This window comes from Streptomyces sp. NPDC048248 (assembly GCF_043201875.1).
GTDB lineage: Bacteria > Actinomycetota > Actinomycetes > Streptomycetales > Streptomycetaceae > Streptomyces.
Map to the genome: position 1 here is coordinate 1 of NZ_JBICZL010000003.1, position 17,001 is coordinate 17,001.

The following is a 17,001-nucleotide window of genomic DNA, read 5'->3' on the forward strand; positions in this document are numbered from 1 at the left end:
CGGCTTGCCGTCCAGACCGGCCAGCGTCCCCAGCCACATATTCGCCTGATACGCCGAGGACGAACCCCCGGAGAAATACATCCCCACCGTCGGCCGGTACTGCGCCAGCCACTCATCCAGCCACGCAAGCGCCCGCTGCTCACTCATCACGCGGTGCTTGGGCAGCAGCCAGGTGCCCAGGTAGAGGGTGCCGCCGGCGGACAGCACCAGCGACACCGTCAGGCCGATACCGCCCCAGTAGGCGTCGGTGGTGATCGCGGTGAGCATCATGCCCAGCGTGCTCGGCACCGAAAAACGCAGCAGCCGCCGGCCCGTCTGCCGCGACAGGATCCGCGGCGGCGCATCCGACAGACCCAACGCCGACGCATCGATGTTCCGCGTCACGAACGGCAGACTCCGCGTCCTGCGCACCAGCACCGCCACCGCCTGACACACGAAATGCGTCCCGTAGAACAGCAGCAGCGTGATGGTGAGCGGGGCCTGCTCGTTGAGGGGATTGATCCCGTCGATGTGCAGCAGGCCGACCAGTATCAGCATGTCGCGCAGCAGCTGGCGGACAGTGACGTCGAAACGGACCCGGCCGAGCACGGAGAGCAGGCCGGGCTGCTTGTGCTGGAGGATCAGGTCGAGGCCCAGATTGACCACGGACGCGGCGATGAACAGCGGGATGACGGGCAACAGCGCACCGACGAGCTGGGCGGTGAACGCGACCATCATCGCGAAGAGTGCCGCGAGCTGGACGACTCGGCGGGGGGCGATTCCGGCGGAAGGCACGGGGGAGGGCTCCTGGCAGCAAGACGGTCAGGGGGAGGGCCGTGGGGGCGGCCGGGTCCCGCGCTGCGACGCCGCTGGGCGGCGAAACGGGACCGGTGGACACCCGACCGTATGACCTTGTTGGCCTCGGTGACAATCTGCTGTGGCTCTCATCACCGCGAATGCGGACCAATCGAACGCAACCTTTTGGACACCCGTCCCCTCTTAACGGAATCCGGCGATCGGACGGCTCCGGAACGTGAGGATGCCCGGCGCGAAGCCGTCCGGTGGAGCGTCCCGAAGTGTCCGGCAAGGCGTCCGTCAGGCGATATACCGGCGCACGTGTCGGCCCCGCTGCCGTAGATTGCGCCCGTAGGGCCCGTACGGATTCTCCGTGCGGCAGTGGGATCGGCGAGCACAGGGGTACGCAGGTGGCAGGCGCAAGGCAGGACGTGGCTCACGCCCGCAGGATCGTGGTGAAGGTCGGTTCGTCCTCGCTGACCACGGCCTCCGGGGGACTGGACGCGGACCGCGTCGACGCCTTGGTGGACGTACTGGTCAAACACCAGGACAAGGAGATCGTGCTGGTCTCCTCCGGTGCCATCGCCGCCGGCCTCGCGCCGCTCGGTCTGGAGAAGCGCCCCCGTGACCTGGCCAGGCAGCAGGCCGCGGCCAGCGTCGGCCAGGGCCTGCTGGTCGCCCGCTACACCGCGTCCTTCGCACGCTACGGCCGCCGGGTCGGCCAGGTCCTGCTGACCTCCGACGACACCAGCCGCCGGGCCCACTACCGCAACGCCTACCGGACTCTGGACCAGCTGCTGGCCATGGGCGCGGTGCCGATCGTGAACGAGAACGACACCGTCGCCACGGACGAGATCCGCTTCGGCGACAACGACCGGCTCGCGGCGCTCGTCGCCCACCTGGTCCGCGCCGACCTGCTGATCCTGCTGTCCGACGTCGACGGCCTCTACGACGGCGACCCGGCCTCCCCCGGCACCTCCCGGATAGCGGAGGTCAGCGGGCCGCAGGACCTGGTGGGCATCTCCATCGGCAGCGCGGGCAAGGCCGGCGTCGGCACCGGTGGCATGGTCACCAAGGTCGAGGCGGCCCGGATCGCGGCCGCGGCCGGCATCCCGGTGGTCCTCACCTCCGCCGTGCACGCCGCCGACGCCCTCGCCGGCGGCCCGACCGGCACCCACTTCCTGCGCACCGGGCGCCGCTCCGCCGACCGGCTGCTGTGGCTCGCGCACGCCTCCACGCCGCGAGGCGCGCTGGTGCTCGACGACGGGGCGGTCCAGGCCGTGGTCGAGCGGCACTCCTCGCTGCTGCCGGCCGGTATCGCCTCGGTCGAGGGGGAGTTCTCCGCAGGGGACCCGGTGGAGCTGCGGGACGGCAGCGGACGGGCCGTGGCCAGGGGCGTCGTCAACTTCGACGCGCGGGAAATCCCCCGATTGATCGGTCGTTCGACGCGGGACCTCGCCCGTGAGCTGGGGCCGGCGTACGAGCGGGAGGTCGTGCACCGCGACGACCTCGTCCTGCTGCACCACTGACCGCCGTCCCGCCGCCCTGAGGGCCGTCGCGGGCGGTGAACCCCTCCGGGACGCCGTCATATCCGCGGCGCGAAGACCAGCCTTTCCACGGAGACCTTCGCGAAAACGCCCCCGCGACGGCCCGCGGGCTGGTCAACTTTGTTGCGGGGGCGCCGTAGGGGAGCGGCGCCCGCAGCGCGAGAGCGCACACGCCGAAGTACGACCGCACCGATCGGCTCCGCACCCCCGAGGGCGGAGCGATTCGCATCACAGGAGGCCGCCGGTGAGACGAGGGCGCCCAGGGGCACCGCCCCGAGGGACGGCGGAGCGCACTTTGACCAGCGTCGGGACCGGCGATGCCGGCTGGACCGATGAGGACGAGCGCACGGAGCGGAGCAGGACCGCCAGGCAGGCACCCGAGGGCGAGCGCCGGGACGCCTCCCGGCTGTGGCACATCACCCTCAGCGTCTCGGGCGCCGAGGCTCCCCTGCAGGAGGTCAGACGGGCGCTCGAACAGCTCGCCCACGACCACCCCTTCCTGCTGACCAGTCGCTATGCCGACGACCACGCCGAGATCCGCTACTGGGAGGAGGCGCGGGACCTGCACGACGCCGCTGCGGTCGCGCTGCGGCTGTGGGGCGAGCACCGCTCGACGGCCAAGCTGCCGCCGTGGGAGATCGTCGGCCTGGAGGTCATCGACCGCGAGACCTACCACCAGCGCATCGCGGAGGGGTACGGCCCGCCGCCCGCGTCGCCGGTCGGCGTCCACCCCTACTGAGGCTGTGGTGGACCGTGCCCGCCGGGGGACGGTCCACCACCGTGTGAGCCGTGTCCCGCAGTGTGAAATAGGGCATGGCCGCTGCCTGCCACCGGGCTAGGCTGCGGCCATGACCAGCAGCACATCGCACTCCTCACCCGTCCTCGAGACCGCCCGCCGCGCCAGGGAAGCCGCCGCCGAACTGGCGCCGCTGCCGCGCACGGCCCGCGACGGAGCGCTGCTCGCCATCGCCGACGCCCTCGTGGCGCGGACCGACGAGATCGTCGCGGCCAACGCCGAGGACATCGCCAAGGCGCAGGCCGCCGGTACCGCCGCGTCCCTCGTGGACCGGCTCACGCTCACCCCCGAGCGGATCGCGGCGATCGCCGCCGACGTCCGCGATGTCGTGGCGCTGCCCGACCCGGTGGGCGAAGTCGTGCGCGGCTCGACCCTCCCCAACGGCCTGGACCTGCGACAGGTCCGGGTCCCGCTCGGTGTGATCGGGATCATCTACGAGGCCCGGCCGAATGTGACGGTGGACGCCGCTGCGCTCTGCCTGAAGTCGGGCAACGCCGTGCTGCTGCGCGGCTCGTCCTCGGCGTACGCCTCCAACAGCGCCCTGGTGGAGGTGCTGCGGGCTGCCGTCGAGAGCGCCGGGCTGCCCGCCGACGCGGTGCAGCTGGTGCCCGGAGAGAGCCGCGAGTCGGTCCGGGAGCTGATGCGCGCCCGCGGTCTTGTCGATGTGCTCATCCCGCGGGGCGGCGCGTCCCTGATCCGCACGGTCGTCGAGGAGTCCACCGTACCGGTGATCGAGACCGGCACCGGAAACTGCCACGTGTACGTCGACGAGGCCGCCGACATCGACACGGCCATCGACATCCTCATCAACTCCAAGGCGCAGCGGCCCAGCGTCTGCAACGCCGCGGAGACGGTCCTGGTGCACGCCGGGATCGCGGAGAAGTTCCTGCCGCGTGCGCTGGAGGCGCTGACGCAGGCCGGTGTGATCGTGCACGGCGACGCGGCCTGGCAGCAGGCCGGGCCGGGCATGGTCGCGCCCGCCACCGACGAGGACTGGGCGACGGAGTACCTCTCCTACGACATCGCGGCGGCCGTGGTGCCCGACCTGGACGCGGCGGTGGCACACATCCGCCGCTGGACCTCCGGTCACACCGAGGCCATCGTCACCACGTCGCAGGCCGCCGCCCGCCGGTTCACCCAGTTGGTGGATTCCACCACCGTGGCCGTCAACGCCTCCACCCGCTTCACGGACGGCGGCCAGTTCGGCTTCGGGGCGGAGATCGGCATCTCGACCCAGAAGCTGCACGCCCGTGGCCCCATGGGCCTGCCGGAGCTCACGTCCACGAAGTACATCGTCACCGGGGACGGGCACACCCGCTGAGCCGTCCCTCGGATTCCCCGTTCTCCCTGCCCAAAATGACGGGCCGGGGCTAATCTGGACGGGTGCCGGACGACGTGGGGGGCAAGCCGTTCCCGGACGGTGAGGACCCCAGCGAGCACCCTTACGGGAGCCACGGAAGAGCGGACGAAGAATTCGCCTCCGTGGTCTTCGACGAGGACTTCGTCCGGGCCGCGCGGATTCATGAGCCCTCCGCCGTCGATCGGATGCTGGCCGCCGCGGAGGCCCGTGCGGAGGCCGAGGCGGCCCGCTCGGCGTCCGCCTTCGGACCGGACGACGTGGACGAGCCCGAGGGCCCGGACGGCGAGGCAGGGCCGCGTACCCGACGGCGCCGGCGCCGCGGCCCGGAGGCCGACGACTACGACTACGACCCTTACGGCGAGTACGGGGAGTACGGCGAATACGGACCGCACGGCCCGTACGGCCCCTATGGCGGCGCGCTGCGTCCCTATCGCAGCAGCGCCCGCTGGCACCGGCCCATGGCGTGGGTGCTGGCCGTGGTGATGGGCGTCGGGCTGGTCGCGCTGGCCTTCAGCGCCGTCTACCGCGGTGCCTCCGGCCGGAACCAGAGCCCGGCGCCACCGCCCGCCACCAGCGGCGTCGACACCCCGTCCACCAGCGGTCCCGAGAGCGGCCATACGATGCCGCCCGGTGTGCTGCCCTCCGCGACCGCCGGATCGGCCTCCCCGTCGGCCTCGGCGCAGCCGCGCTCGCGCTGAGCCGGGCAGCGTCGCTCCGGCAGCGAACGTGCCCGTCCGGTGAAGTTGCCGCCCGTCGGCGCGTTTACGTTCCCCTCCTCAGACCTACTCTTGTTGTATGAGCGGGCCTGGTGACCCTCCCGAAGGGACGCCCAACGGCGCCCCGGGAGGCGGTGAGGACGAGTACCGATCCGTCGTCTTCGACGAATCGTTTGTGCGCGCTGCCCGTCTGCAGGAGTTCTCCGCCGATGAGCGCCTGGGCGAGCACCACGCACCCGCCGTCAAAGCCCGCCACCGCTCTTTTCTGAGGGCGGGCGGCCCGCGGCAGGCCATCCTGCTGGTGGTGTTGATCGTGCTGGCCTTCGGCACGGCCGTCTACATGGGTGTACGCCACCCTTACCGGACTCCTGATTCGGTCCGGGTGCAGCCGATGCGGTCCGCGGTGGTGCCGCTGGCGCCGGGCGGGGCCGTGCCGGGAGCGAAGCCCGACGATCTCTTCGCGCACAGCCCGGCCGCGGACTTCCGCCTCGGTGCGGCGGGGGTCAATCTGCCCGCCGTCACCCGCACCGCGCACTTCTCCGGCGGCCAGGTCGTCTCCGCGCTGACCATCGCCAAGGATTACCTCGTCCGCTCCTCGCTGGATCCGGCGACGCTCACCGGCGGTTCCCAGCGGCCTGTCCGGCTGCTGATAGACACCGGACAACTCGACCAGTTCGACCGGAGCCTGGCGCATCCGGACGACGACGGGGGGAGCGCAGCGACCGGCTGGCTGGTGCGTTTCGACCCCCGGCAGACTCAGCTCGCCGACCGGAACGTACGCGTCAACGGCACGCTCTCGGCAGCGGAGTTGAGCCCGGACGCGCTCGACGTCACCGCCGACTACACCTTCGTCTACGCGGTACGCCCTCCGGCGGGCGGGCAGCGCGGCGACACCGCGGGCCAGGACGTCGGCAAGGCCACGCCGGGCGCCGCCTCGCTGTTCACCGTCCGCCGGGAGCTGCACTTCCGCCTCGACCGCGAAGATCTCAACGCCCACCGCCTGGAGGTGCTGCAGAGCAACCTCCAAGCGGGGCCGCTGGCCTGCTCCTCGAAGCCGGCCGACACGCTGCGGCCGCTGCTCGCCGGACAGCGCGCGGGCAACGACCGCCCGGCCGGCACCGACCCCTACGCACAGGGCCGGACCAGTCCCTCGCTCTGCGGTGAGCTGGCGGCTACTTCCCAGCCGAGCCCGAGCCATCCGATCCGTTAGCGCCTCCGCCGTCGGTGCCGCCCGAACCCTCGGGGCGTCCGCCGCGGAAGACCGTGTCGCGCAGCTTGCCGCCCAGGTCACCTGCGCCACCGGCGATGTCGCGCACCAGGCCCATCAACGGGTCCTTGCTGTTGCGCACCGAGTCGGCGTAGTGGGTCGCGGAGTCCCGGAAGGAGTCGGAGACCGAGGTGTCCTTGTCCTCGTCGCGCCGGGGGTAGTGGCCGTCCATGATCCGCTGGTAGTCGCGGCTGGCCGCCCACTTCTTCAGCTCGGCGGCCCGCACGGTCGTGAACGGGTGGCTGCGCGGCAGCACATTGAGGATCTTCAGCACGGAGTCGCGCAGATCGCCGCCCGACTCGTATTCGTCCGCCTGCTTGAGGAAGGCGTCGACATTCATCTCGTGCAGGTGGTTGCCGCCGGCCAGCTTCATCAGGCCGCGCATCGACGCCTGCAGATCCTGCCCGACGAGCAGTCCGGCGCGGTCGGCGGACAGCTCCGACTTGCGGAACCACTCGCGCAGCGCCGTCACGATCGCCATGATCGCGACATTGCCCAGGGGGATCCAGGCGACCTTCATGGCGAGATTGGTCAGGAAGAGCAGGACCGTGCGGTAGACGGCGTGCCCGGAGAGGGCGTGTCCCACCTCGTGGCCGATGACCGCCCGCATCTCCTCCTCGTCCAGGAGCTCGACCAGGCCGGTGGTGACCACGATGATCGGCTCGTCCAGGCCGATACACATGGCATTGGGCTGCGGATCCTGATTGACGTACATCGGCGGGACCTTTTCCAGGTCCAGGATGTAGCAGGCGTCGCGCAGCATGTCGTTGAGGTGGGTGAACTGCTGGTCGCCCACCCGGACCGAATCCGACAGGAAGAGCAGCCGCAGGCTGCGCTCCGGCAACAAGCCGCTGAGCGTCTTGAAGACGGTGTCGAACCCGCTCAGCTTGCGCAACGCGACCAGCGCCGAGCGGTCCGCCGGGTGTTCGTAGGACCGCGACGAAATCCCGGGGAACCGCCTGCGGTCCCGGCTCGGTACGTTTTCGCTGCCGCCTGGGCTCTCCGTCATTGGGGCCTCCCCCTGTTCGACTGCGTGTGTTCAGACTAGAGGACGCCACCGACAGGCGATTGGATGCTCGGGCGTACGCTGGCGATCGCACCAATGACCGCACAAGCTCGCACAAAAGGAGCGCTCCGCCATGCTGGATCCGAGCGTGCTGCTCGCCGCCGCCGGGGAAACCTCCAAGGCCGACGGCCCCGGATGGATTCTGCGCGCGGTGATCATCGTCGGTGTCGTCGGCGCGGGCCTGCTCGCGTGGTTTCTGTTGCGCGGCTACAAGCAGGACTGAGCCGGCCGGCCGCCGGAGGCCGCTCAGGGCGGAGTCGCCGTGTGCCCGCGGTGCGGGCACGCTTACGATGTGGCGGAAGTCTCTGCCCGACCCCAGCCCGGATTGGTCCTGCTGACGATGAGCCTGCACTCCACCGCACAGTCCCTGGTCACCCTCGCCGAAAGCGGTCACGAGGGCGGCGGTCACGCCAGCCTGAGCCCGTATCTGACCGGCGGCGGCGCCCTGTTTGTCCTGCTTCTCCTGCTCTGGATCACCACTCGCTTCAACCGGGACCGCTGAGCCCGGACGCCCGGCCCCCGGCATCGCGTGGCGCCCAGTAGGGTCTGCACGCATGGGAGAGCACACAGGGCCCGTGAAGCGGCGACTCGGAGTGATGGGCGGCACGTTCGACCCGATCCATCACGGACACCTGGTCGCCGCCAGCGAGGTGGCCAGCCAGTTCCACCTCGACGAGGTCATCTTCGTGCCCACGGGGCAGCCGTGGCAGAAGAGCCACAAGACGGTGTCGCCCGCCGAGGACCGGTATCTGATGACGGTCATCGCGACCGCGTCGAACCCGCAGTTCTCCGTCAGCCGCATCGACATCGACCGCGGTGGCAAGACGTACACCATCGACACCCTGCGTGACCTGCGCTCCGAGCACGTCGACGCGGACCTCTTCTTCATCACCGGAGCCGACGCCCTCGGTCAGATCCTGACCTGGCACGACGCCAAGGAACTGGTCTCGCTCGCCCACTTCATCGGCGTGACCAGGCCCGGCCACGTCCTCGCGGACCCCGGGCTGCCCGCCGGTGCGGTCTCCCTGGTCGAGGTGCCGGCCCTGGCCATCTCCTCGACCGACTGCCGCGCGCGCGTGGCCCAGGGCGACCCCGTCTGGTACCTCGTACCGGACGGCGTGGTGCGCTACATCGACAAAAAGCAGCTGTACCGCGACGACAGCTGACGGGGCTGACGGAAAGGGGCACCGGTGAGCGACCGACAGGATCCGTACGGGCCGCAGGACCCGTATGCCCACGACCCCCATGCCCAGGAGCAGCAGGGGCAGCCGGGCTACGCCTACGACGCCTACGGGCAGCCGGTGTACCGCGAGGCGTCGCAGCCGTCGTACGAGCAGCAATACGACCAGTACGGCCGCCCGATGCCTCCGGCCTCCGCGGCCTACGACGGCTACGACCCCTATGGCGGGCAGCCGGCCGCAGGACAGAGCGCGCCGGCCCAGGAGCAGTACCGGGGCCAGGAATACGGCTACGACGCGTACGGCAGCGGTCAGTCAGCGCAGCAGGGCTACGCCCCGCAGTACGACCCGTACGCGCAGCCTCAACAGCAACCGCAACAGCAGGACTGGATTCCGCAGCAGGCGCAGCAGCCGCCCTACGAGCAGACCTCGTACGACGAGCGGTCGCGCTATGAGCAGGCCGTGCCGCAGCAGTACGAGCAGCCGAGGCCCCCGGCGCAGCGCAGCGGGTCCTCGGACGGCGGTCCGGGCTCGCCTTCATCGCCCGGTTCGGCCTCGTCGGCGGAAGACGAGTACCGCACCGAGCAGTTCTCGTTCATCGAGGAGCCGGACGAGGACTCCGAGGATGTCATCGACTGGCTGAAGTTCACCGAGAGCCGCACCGAGCGGCGCGAGGAGGCCAAGCGCCGCGGACGCAGCCGGCTCGTCGCGCTCTCCGTCGTGCTGGCCCTGCTGGTCGCCGGCGGCGTCGGCTACCTCTGGTGGGCGGGCAAACTGCCGGGGCTGGCCGGCGCGGACACCGGCCAGGCCGCCGCGAGCGGCGGGCAGAAGCGGGACGTCCTCGTGGTCCACCTGCGCGACACCGCGACCGGGAACAGCTCCACGGCGCTGATGGTGGACAACGCCACCACCGGCAAGGGCACCACGGTCCTCCTGCCCAACAACCTCGCCGTCTCCAAGGAGGACGGGACCACCACCACGCTCGGCAAGTCGGTCAAGGACGAGGGCGTCGACCCGACCCGGGACTCCCTCAACACCCTGCTGGGCGCCGACATCAAGGCGAGCTGGCGGCTGGACACCCCCTACCTGGAGAACCTCGTCGAGACGGTCGGCGGCATCACCCTCGACACCGACGCCGCCGTGCCCGGTGAGAAGAAGGGCGACTCCCCGGTGGTCAAGCGGGGGCGCGGGCAGGACCTCAACGGACAGGCCGCAGTCGCCTACGCCACGTACCAGGGGCCCGGGGAAGCCCAGGCGAAGCAGCTCCAGCGATTCGGACAGGTCATGCAGGCGACCTTGAAGAAGGTCTCCAGTGAAGCGGATGGCGCCACCGCCACCGTCAAGACGCTCCTCCAGGTGCTCGATCCGCCCCTCACCGAGGCGCAGCTGGGCAGTTCGCTGGCGCAGCGCGCTGAGCTGGCAAAGACCGGGGCCTACCGCACGACGACCCTGCCGGTGCAGGCCGACGGCACGCTCAGTCCGACGGCGTCGCAGGCCGTGGTCAAGGATGTGCTCGGCGGCACGGTGAAGAAGACCAGCCCCGACGTCACCGCCCGGGTCGCCGTCCGCAACGCCAGCGGCAGCGCGGGCGCCACGGGCAAGGCGCAGGTCGCCCTGGTCAACGGCGGCTACACGTTCGTCAACGACGGCAACGACACGGCCGCGCGGTCGGTCTCGCAGGTCACGTACGCGGACGCGGGCCACAAGGCGAAGGCCGCCGAGGTCGCCAAGACGCTGGGGCTGCCGGCGGGCGTGGTCAAGCAAGGCAAGGGCGTGTCGAACGCCGACATCACCGTCGTGCTCGGCCAGGACTTCAAGGGCTGACCGGCAGGAATCCCGCGGCGCCCGCCGGAAGGTTCGGCGGGCGCCGCGGCGGCATTCGAGGCGGGCCGGAGCGGGACGGGAGAAGCCCGCCGGGAGTGTCGGTGGGCCGTGAGACCCTTGAGGCGTATCTGATCGCCGATCCGGCCACCCAAGGGGGCGTCGGCGCGCCGCGGCCCCGCCGCGAGCCGCGTGCCCCGGCCGGAGAAGCTGCCCTCGAACCGGAAAGCCGCTTGTGACCGCCACGGACCGCTCCATCGAGCTCATCAACGCCGCCGCTCTGGCAGCGGCCGACAAGCTCGCGCACGACATCATCGCGTACGACGTCAGTGACGTCCTGTCCATCACCGATGCCTTCCTGCTGGCGTCGGCGCCCAACGACCGCCAGGTCAAGTCGATCGTCGACGAGATCGAGGAGCGGCTCAACAAGGACCTCGGCGCCAAGCCGGTGCGCCGCGAGGGCGACCGCGAGGCCCGCTGGGTGCTGCTCGACTACGTCGACATCGTGGTGCACGTCCAGCACAGCGAGGAGCGCGTGTTCTACGCGCTGGAGCGTCTGTGGAAGGACTGCCCCGAGATCGACCTCCCCGAGGAGGCCAAGGCCACCCGCGGCAAGGCCGCAGCGCACGCCGAGGCAACGGCCGCCGAGCAGGACGGAGAGCTGCGCTGAACGGCACCAAGAGCGGCCGGGGCCGCCGCGTCGTCCTCTGGCGCCACGGCCAGACGGCCTGGAATCTGGAGCGACGCTTCCAGGGCACGACGGACATCGAACTGACCGAGACGGGCGTCGGGCAGGCGCGACGCGCGGCCCGGCTGCTCGCGGCCCTCAAGCCGGACGCGATCATCGCCTCCGACCTGCAGCGGGCCGCGGCGACGGCGGCCGAGCTGGCCGCTCTGACGCACCTCGACGTGACGCACGACGCGGCGCTGCGGGAGACCTACGCGGGCGCCTGGCAGGGGCTGACGCACGACGAGATCCTCGCGCAGTACGGCGAGCAGTACTCCGCCTGGAAGCGCGGTGAGCCGGTGCGGCGCGGCGGCGGGGAGCTGGAGACGGAGGTCGCCGACCGGGCCGCCCCGGTCGTGCTGGAGCACGCCGACAAGCTGCCCGACGGCGGCACCCTGGTCGTGGTCAGCCACGGCGGCACGATCCGCACCACCATCGGGCGGCTGCTCGGCCTGGACTCCCACCACTGGGAGGGCCTGGGCGGCCTGTCGAACTGCTGCTGGTCCGTTCTGGGCGAGGGGGCGCGCGGCTGGCGCCTGCAGGAGCACAACGCCGGCACCCTGCCGGAGCCGGTGCTCGGCGACGACGACTGAGCCCCGCGGCCGGGGCCGGCCGACCGGATTTCACATCCGGGCAGGTCGCAGGCTAAAGTTCTTCTTGTTCGCGGCGCCGCCGGGGGAAACCCGGAGGAGCGGAACAAGACCCGGGGCTATAGCTCAGTTGGTAGAGCGCCTGCATGGCATGCAGGAGGTCAGGAGTTCAATTCTCCTTAGCTCCACAGCCCGGATGATCCCGTCTCCTCGCGGAGCCAGTGCCCGACACTGAATCGCGAGGCGGCGGGATCTCTGTATTTGCGGTGGCGCACGGTGGCGACGCCACGTTGTGTGGCGGACGTCACTCCGGGCCCGTGGGTCTGTGGACCCGGCGGTTGGCGCAGCGCGGGTGCCTGGAGGCGTTTCCCTGTGGAGCGCGTGGAGTGTGCGGCCGCTGGGACGTGGGCGTTCCGGGCGGTCCCTGTTGTCCTTGCGAGTGGGGAGGAGCGAGCGTGTCCGGCTCCGAGCTCCCGGTTCGCCTGGCTGTCCGATGCTTCCCCCGCCTCCGGTGTTCCGGGCAGAGGGCGCCCGGCGGAGACGCGAGAGCCCGCAGTGACCGTCCCTCAGTTCGAACTGCTCCCGGGCGGGGGGCTTTTCAGGGCACTCTCCCCGAAACAGCCGTCGGGAACGCCGTCGAGAGAGCGTCGCGCCCACGGTGGGTGAGCAGGTTCGCTCCCGGGGGCGCGGGGGTGGCCGAGGGGCGGCCGGTATGGCGGGAAGGCGGGCCTGACCCGATGCGTGGTCCGTGGCAGAATCGGACGGCGCCGGCAGGGGAGGAGACATCGCGATGCCCACGAGCATCCTCGAGGAGGTCAATGACCTGCTCGAAGTGGCCGAGGCGCAGGGGTATGACTGGCTGCCGGAATACGCGCTCCGCTTCACCTGCCCGGTCGACGGTCCTGGATCCGCAGATGGCGGGAGCGAAGGTTCCGCTTTGCAGTGCCCTTCTTGCGGGTCATCCCACGTCGCCCAGGTGTTGGGCGACAACGGAGGAATCTCCTTCGTCTGTACGGCCTGCGGCCACAGTTGGAGCTGACTGATGGGCGCCCACAGCAGGAAATGCGACTGGTGCGGCAGCGGTACGCCGATCGTCCGCGATATGGAGCCGGTCAATGCCGAGTACCAGTACTGGTGCGAGGAATGTGCCCGGGCCCTCGTCATAAAGGGCGACCCCATCGAGACCTACCGTGAACTCGACGGGGAGCCGATCTACGGTCGGCTGCTGGACGAGCACTGCACGCTGAAGCGGTTCTACTCGTTCGCCACTGCCTGATCATCGCGGGCCGCGTGCGGCCCCGTCGGGCGGTCGGGGGCACTCCTGGGCGCGCGTTGCGACCGACGAGCCTGGAGTCTGTGTGTCCTGAGGGTGGCGGCCCGATGCACGGTCGTGAGGTGACATTCAGCGCCCGTCCCCCGGTTTTTCTGGCTCACGCCACCTGACCGGCTGGACCTGGCCCTCGACCTGCCGGCCGCCGACGGTCCCGCCGCACCATCCCGCCGCTCCATTCCTGCTCGTCAGCGCCGTACCCACCGACCGGTTTCAAGATTTTTCCGGTGGATTCAGGCAGAACGGAACTCCACTGCGTCTGCCGGGCGTTGGGGGACCAGGAGCTGCCGCCGGAAACGGCCGGCGGCACGGGGGAAGCGACACGGGGGTCGCATCATGACCGATACGACGATCAACCCTGCCCGCACGCCGGCGGACGGCGGCGCCGAGCGGACGCAGAAGCGGGAAGCGGCGGCCGGACTGACGCCGTTCTCCGACGCGCTCCGGGTCCCGCCGGTCCTGCGGCCCGGCCGCAAAGGTGCCCGGCGCGGTATCGACATCGAGCTGAAGACCACCTGGGTGCGTCTGCACAGCCAGCTCCCGCCGACCAAAGTGTGGGCGTACGCGGGTCACTTCCCGGGCCCGACCATCGAGGTGCGGCGCAGCGAGCGGCTGCGCGTCGCCTGGGTCAACCGTCTGACCGGTGGCCATCCGGTGACCGCGGCCGAGGCAGTGCCCGTCCCCGGAGCGCCCCTGCCGACCGACGTGGCGGGCAGGGCGGACGCCACCCTCGTCGAGGGGGTGGACCGCCTGCCGGCCTGGGTCGTGACCCATCTGCACGGCGCGGTGACCGGCGGCGGCAACGACGGCTGGTCGGAGAACGCCGTGGCCCATGGCGACGCCCAGCTGTCGGAGTACCCGAACGACCATCGCGCGGCCGCCTGGTGGTACCACGACCACGCCATGGACATCACCCGCTGGAACGTCTTCGCGGGACTGGCCGGGATGTACCTCATCCGGGACGAGGAAGAGGACGCACTCCAACTCCCCTCCGGGGAGCGCGAGATCCCGCTGATCCTCCAGGACCGCAATCTCGACACCGACGAGCACGGACGACTGACGGGGCGACTGCTCCACAAGACCCTCGTCGTCGGCACCGACCCGCAGGGCAAGAACGTCGCTCTGCCGTTCTCCGGCCCGTACACCCTCGTCAACGGCACCATCTGGCCGTACGCGGACGTCGAAGCCCGCTGGTACCGCTTCCGTCTGCTGAACGCCGCCAACGCCCGTACGTTCACGCTGCGGCTGGTCGACGACAGGACCGGAGCCCCGGTCACCGGAGCGGTCCACCAGATCGGTTCGGACGGCGGGCTCCTGCCCCGGCCGCTGCCGGTCGACGGCGGACTCTCGGTCGCCCCGGCCGAGCGGATGGATCTGCTCATCGACTTCGGCATGCTGCGCGGTCGTACGCTACGGCTGGTCAACGACGAGCCGGGTGTGCGCTATCCGCAGGTGATGCAGTTCCGGGTGGCCAAGGAGAAGTCCGTCGACCCGTTCGTGCTGCCGTCCGTGCTCTCCTCGTCGTTCGAGCGGCTCACCCACGACAACGTTCCCTCGCATCAGCACCGGCTGGTCGTCCTCACCCCGCCGGGGCCGCAGGGCAACGGTCACCCGGAGATGTGGGAGATGCAGGAGGTGGAGCCGGACGCCGTGACCATCCCGGGGGACGGTGTCATCCAGGTCAAGGGCGTCGGCGGAACGGTGCGCACCTACCGCCGCGGAGCCCGGATGTTCGACGACGCGTTGGGCTTCATGGTCCGCTACGGCGACTGGGAGCAGTGGAGCTTCCTCAACCTCGGCGGTGCCGGGATGCACCCGGTGCACATCCACCTAATCGACTTCCAGGTCCTCAGCCGCGACATCTATCCGGCGGACCCGCAGAGCCCCTTCGACAAGGAACTCGGCGGCACCCTGGCGCCACTGGAGTACGGCGGCCGCGCCCCGACAGCCCCCTGCGACCAGGGCTGGAAGGACGTCATCCAGGTCCCGCCGGGACAGATGGTGAACGTCATCGGCCAGTTCCGCGGCGCGCGGGGCCGGTTCATGTACCACTGCCATCTTCTGGAGCACGAAGACATGGGGATGATGCGGCCCTTCGCCGTCATGCCGCCGGAGGTACTGGCGTTTCATCACCATCGGCCGGGCGGCGGCCACGGTCACGACCACGGCGCTCACTGAGCCGCCACAGCCGGGCCGCGGTCAGCGCGAGGAGCACCAGACCGGCGAGCGGATAGACGCCGGAGAGCAGCATCTGCCCGCAGTTCTGATGCAGTTCCTCGTGCTGGTGCCAGCGGTGTGGCACCCACCACAGAGCGAAGGAGCAGAAGAGGAGGGCCAGGAAGGCGGTCGTCGCCCACCAGCGGCGGGCGGCACTGCCGGTGCGGCGCATCGCCTCGGAACCGACCAGGATCAGCATCGGCACGCCCCACACCCAGTGGTGCGACCAGGAGATCGGGCTGACCAGCAGGGCGGTCGCCGCGCAGGCGACGGCCGCCCAGGCGCGCTCGCCGCGCAGCAGGGACGCGGTCGCCAGCCCCAGGCCGAGCACGGCCGTCAGGCCGGCGGCCACGAGCCAGGCCGCGCCCGGGTCATGGGTGTGCAGCAGCCGGGCGAGGACGCCGCGCAGCGACTGGTTCGCGGTGATCTCCACCTCGCCGACCCGGTCCGCGGCGAACACGATCTCGGTCCAGAAGCGGTGGGAGTCGCGCGGCAGCACGAGGGCGGTGAGCAGGACGGTGGTGAGGAAACCCGCGATGGCCACGGCCGCCTGCCGTAGCCACGGGTCCCGGGCGGCCCGCGCCCCGGCGCCGGAGCGGATCAGTTGCCCCGCACGGACCGCTCCGGCGAGCGCGAGGAAGACGGCGAAGAGCGCAGGGGTGAGCTTGATGCCCGCCGCGATGCCGATGCCGAGGCCCGCCCAGCGGTGGGTGTCCCTGCGGGTCAGGTCCCACAGGACCAGTACGGCGAGGAGGAGGTTGATCTGTCCGTAGCGCAGAGTCGTCCACACCGGCTCGCACCACACCAGCAGCGCGGACAGCGCCAGGGTCGCGGCGGGGCGGGGCAGGCGCCGGGGCAGGCCGACCAGGCGCAGCGAGAGGTGCACGGTGGCGACGACCAGGAGGAGGTTGCCGGCGGTGGCGAGGGTGCGCATCGTCGGGACCCCGAAGAGGGTCAGCGGGGTGAACAGCAGCGCAGCGAAGGGCGGGTAGGTGTTGGGCAGGCGCGCCGAGGTCGCCACCATGTCGTAGAGGTCCTCGCCGTTGCGGGCGGTCCAGCCCTCGGCGCGGTAGACCATCAGGTCGATCATCGTCACGTGCGCGAGGCGCTGGACGACCCAGAAGGCGGCGAAGGAGACGACGCAGGCCAGGGCCGCGAACGCGGTGGGGTGCCGGCGGATGAAGCCGCCGTGGGGGCCGGGGCCGCCGGCGTCGGTGGACTGTTCCAGCTCCAGCGCGGTCACAGCGTTCGGCTCCCCAGGACGAATCGGGCACAGATCGCCGACAGTACCGCGCGTCGCGCCGCGGAGCCTCCGGCAAACCGATTTGGCAGAAGGCCGGGCGGGCCGTGTAATGTAGGCGATGCCGCAGCGGGGAACCGCGCGGAGCAAGACCTGGGGCTATAGCTCAGTTGGTAGAGCGCCTGCATGGCATGCAGGAGGTCAGGAGTTCAATTCTCCTTAGCTCCACAGAAATCAGAGCGGGTCGTCCGAATCGGACGGCCCGCTTTGTTGTGTGTCGGCGGGGCAGTGGTCGGTGATCTTCGTGCGGCGGGTCTGACTGGTCCGGCGGGCTCCACGGGCCCGGCCGGGCTTCCGGGTGCACCGGTGTCC

16 protein-coding genes, 2 tRNA genes and 1 pseudogene are annotated in these 17,001 nt (G+C 70.9%); 16 read left to right on the forward strand and 3 right to left on the reverse strand.

The annotated features are described in order from the left end of the window. Window positions 1-774 (reverse strand): annotated as a pseudogene (locus tag ACGFZW_RS06050) (hypothetical protein); the annotation flags it as partial. 410 nt (window positions 775-1,184) lie between these two features. Here ACGFZW_RS06050 and proB point away from each other — a divergent pair. The 5 genes from proB (at window position 1,185) to ACGFZW_RS06075 (ending at window position 6,403) form a co-directional block, all read left to right on the forward strand. Next, window positions 1,185-2,303, forward strand: coding sequence for a glutamate 5-kinase (gene proB / locus ACGFZW_RS06055; protein ID WP_393891837.1), 1,119 nt, complete (start codon window positions 1,185-1,187; stop codon window positions 2,301-2,303). 262 nt (window positions 2,304-2,565) lie between these two features. Next, window positions 2,566-3,060, forward strand: a complete 495-nt coding sequence (locus ACGFZW_RS06060) for a hypothetical protein (RefSeq protein ID WP_393891838.1) — start codon at window positions 2,566-2,568, stop codon at window positions 3,058-3,060. A 109-nt stretch (window positions 3,061-3,169) separates the two neighbouring features. After that, a complete protein-coding gene (locus tag ACGFZW_RS06065) occupies window positions 3,170-4,438 on the forward strand; it encodes a glutamate-5-semialdehyde dehydrogenase (RefSeq protein ID WP_393891839.1) in 1,269 nt (422 codons plus the stop codon). Between the two features lie 62 nt (window positions 4,439-4,500). After that, window positions 4,501-5,175, forward strand: a complete 675-nt coding sequence (locus ACGFZW_RS06070) for a hypothetical protein (RefSeq protein WP_393891840.1) — start codon at window positions 4,501-4,503, stop codon at window positions 5,173-5,175. 97 nt (window positions 5,176-5,272) lie between these two features. Beyond that, window positions 5,273-6,403: a hypothetical protein gene (locus ACGFZW_RS06075; RefSeq protein ID WP_393891841.1), complete on the forward strand. Its 1,131-nt coding sequence runs from the start codon at window positions 5,273-5,275 to the stop codon at window positions 6,401-6,403. On the opposite strand, the gene ACGFZW_RS06080 is transcribed toward ACGFZW_RS06075, so the two are convergent. Continuing rightward, the gene (locus tag ACGFZW_RS06080; RefSeq protein ID WP_393891842.1) at window positions 6,366-7,469 is read right to left on the reverse strand and encodes a M48 family metallopeptidase; all 1,104 of its coding nucleotides are present in this window, start codon (window positions 7,467-7,469) and stop codon (window positions 6,366-6,368) included. The two genes, ACGFZW_RS06075 and ACGFZW_RS06080, sit on opposite strands and share 38 nt — an antisense overlap. A 130-nt stretch (window positions 7,470-7,599) precedes the next feature. On the opposite strand from ACGFZW_RS06080, the gene ACGFZW_RS06085 reads away from it, so the two are divergent. The 10 genes from ACGFZW_RS06085 to phsA all read left to right on the forward strand — a co-directional run bounded on the left by ACGFZW_RS06085 (window position 7,600) and on the right by phsA (window position 15,350). Then, window positions 7,600-7,749 (forward strand): hypothetical protein, encoded by a 150-nt coding sequence (locus tag ACGFZW_RS06085; RefSeq protein ID WP_393891843.1) that lies wholly within the window; start codon window positions 7,600-7,602, stop codon window positions 7,747-7,749. A 69-nt stretch (window positions 7,750-7,818) separates the two neighbouring features. Next, window positions 7,819-8,028: a hypothetical protein gene (locus ACGFZW_RS06090; RefSeq protein WP_393892387.1), complete on the forward strand. Its 210-nt coding sequence runs from the start codon at window positions 7,819-7,821 to the stop codon at window positions 8,026-8,028. A 52-nt stretch (window positions 8,029-8,080) separates the two neighbouring features. Continuing rightward, complete coding sequence (gene nadD / locus ACGFZW_RS06095; RefSeq protein ID WP_393891844.1) at window positions 8,081-8,692, forward strand: nicotinate-nucleotide adenylyltransferase; 612 nt, start codon at window positions 8,081-8,083, stop codon at window positions 8,690-8,692. Window positions 8,693-8,716: 24 nt separating this feature from the next. Next, the gene (locus ACGFZW_RS06100) at window positions 8,717-10,528 is read left to right on the forward strand and encodes a LytR C-terminal domain-containing protein (RefSeq protein WP_393891845.1); all 1,812 of its coding nucleotides are present in this window, start codon (window positions 8,717-8,719) and stop codon (window positions 10,526-10,528) included. A 232-nt stretch (window positions 10,529-10,760) separates the two neighbouring features. Then, window positions 10,761-11,195: a ribosome silencing factor gene (gene rsfS / locus ACGFZW_RS06105; RefSeq protein WP_393891846.1), complete on the forward strand. Its 435-nt coding sequence runs from the start codon at window positions 10,761-10,763 to the stop codon at window positions 11,193-11,195. Then, window positions 11,192-11,845, forward strand: coding sequence for a histidine phosphatase family protein (locus tag ACGFZW_RS06110; RefSeq protein WP_393892347.1), 654 nt, complete (start codon window positions 11,192-11,194; stop codon window positions 11,843-11,845). Before rsfS ends, ACGFZW_RS06110 begins: the two co-directional genes overlap by 4 nt. 112 nt (window positions 11,846-11,957) lie before the next feature. Beyond that, a tRNA-Ala gene (locus ACGFZW_RS06115) sits at window positions 11,958-12,030 on the forward strand. A 602-nt stretch (window positions 12,031-12,632) separates the two neighbouring features. Next, window positions 12,633-12,881, forward strand: coding sequence for a hypothetical protein (locus ACGFZW_RS06120; RefSeq protein WP_393891847.1), 249 nt, complete (start codon window positions 12,633-12,635; stop codon window positions 12,879-12,881). 3 nt (window positions 12,882-12,884) lie between these two features. After that, a complete protein-coding gene (locus ACGFZW_RS06125) occupies window positions 12,885-13,118 on the forward strand; it encodes a hypothetical protein (RefSeq protein WP_129296442.1) in 234 nt (77 codons plus the stop codon). Between the two features lie 390 nt (window positions 13,119-13,508). Continuing rightward, window positions 13,509-15,350, forward strand: a complete 1,842-nt coding sequence (gene phsA, locus ACGFZW_RS06130; RefSeq protein WP_393891848.1) for an O-aminophenol oxidase PhsA — start codon at window positions 13,509-13,511, stop codon at window positions 15,348-15,350. Here the strand turns inward: phsA and ACGFZW_RS06135 are convergent. Further along, window positions 15,274-16,632 carry a glycosyltransferase 87 family protein gene (locus tag ACGFZW_RS06135; protein ID WP_393891849.1) on the reverse strand — a complete coding sequence of 453 codons (1,359 nt, stop codon included), beginning with the start codon at window positions 16,630-16,632 and terminating at the stop codon, window positions 15,274-15,276. The genes phsA and ACGFZW_RS06135 overlap by 77 nt on opposite strands. Before the next feature lie 152 nt (window positions 16,633-16,784). Here ACGFZW_RS06135 and ACGFZW_RS06140 point away from each other — a divergent pair. Further along, window positions 16,785-16,857, forward strand: a tRNA-Ala gene (locus tag ACGFZW_RS06140). The last annotated feature ends 144 nt before the right edge of the window (window positions 16,858-17,001 follow it).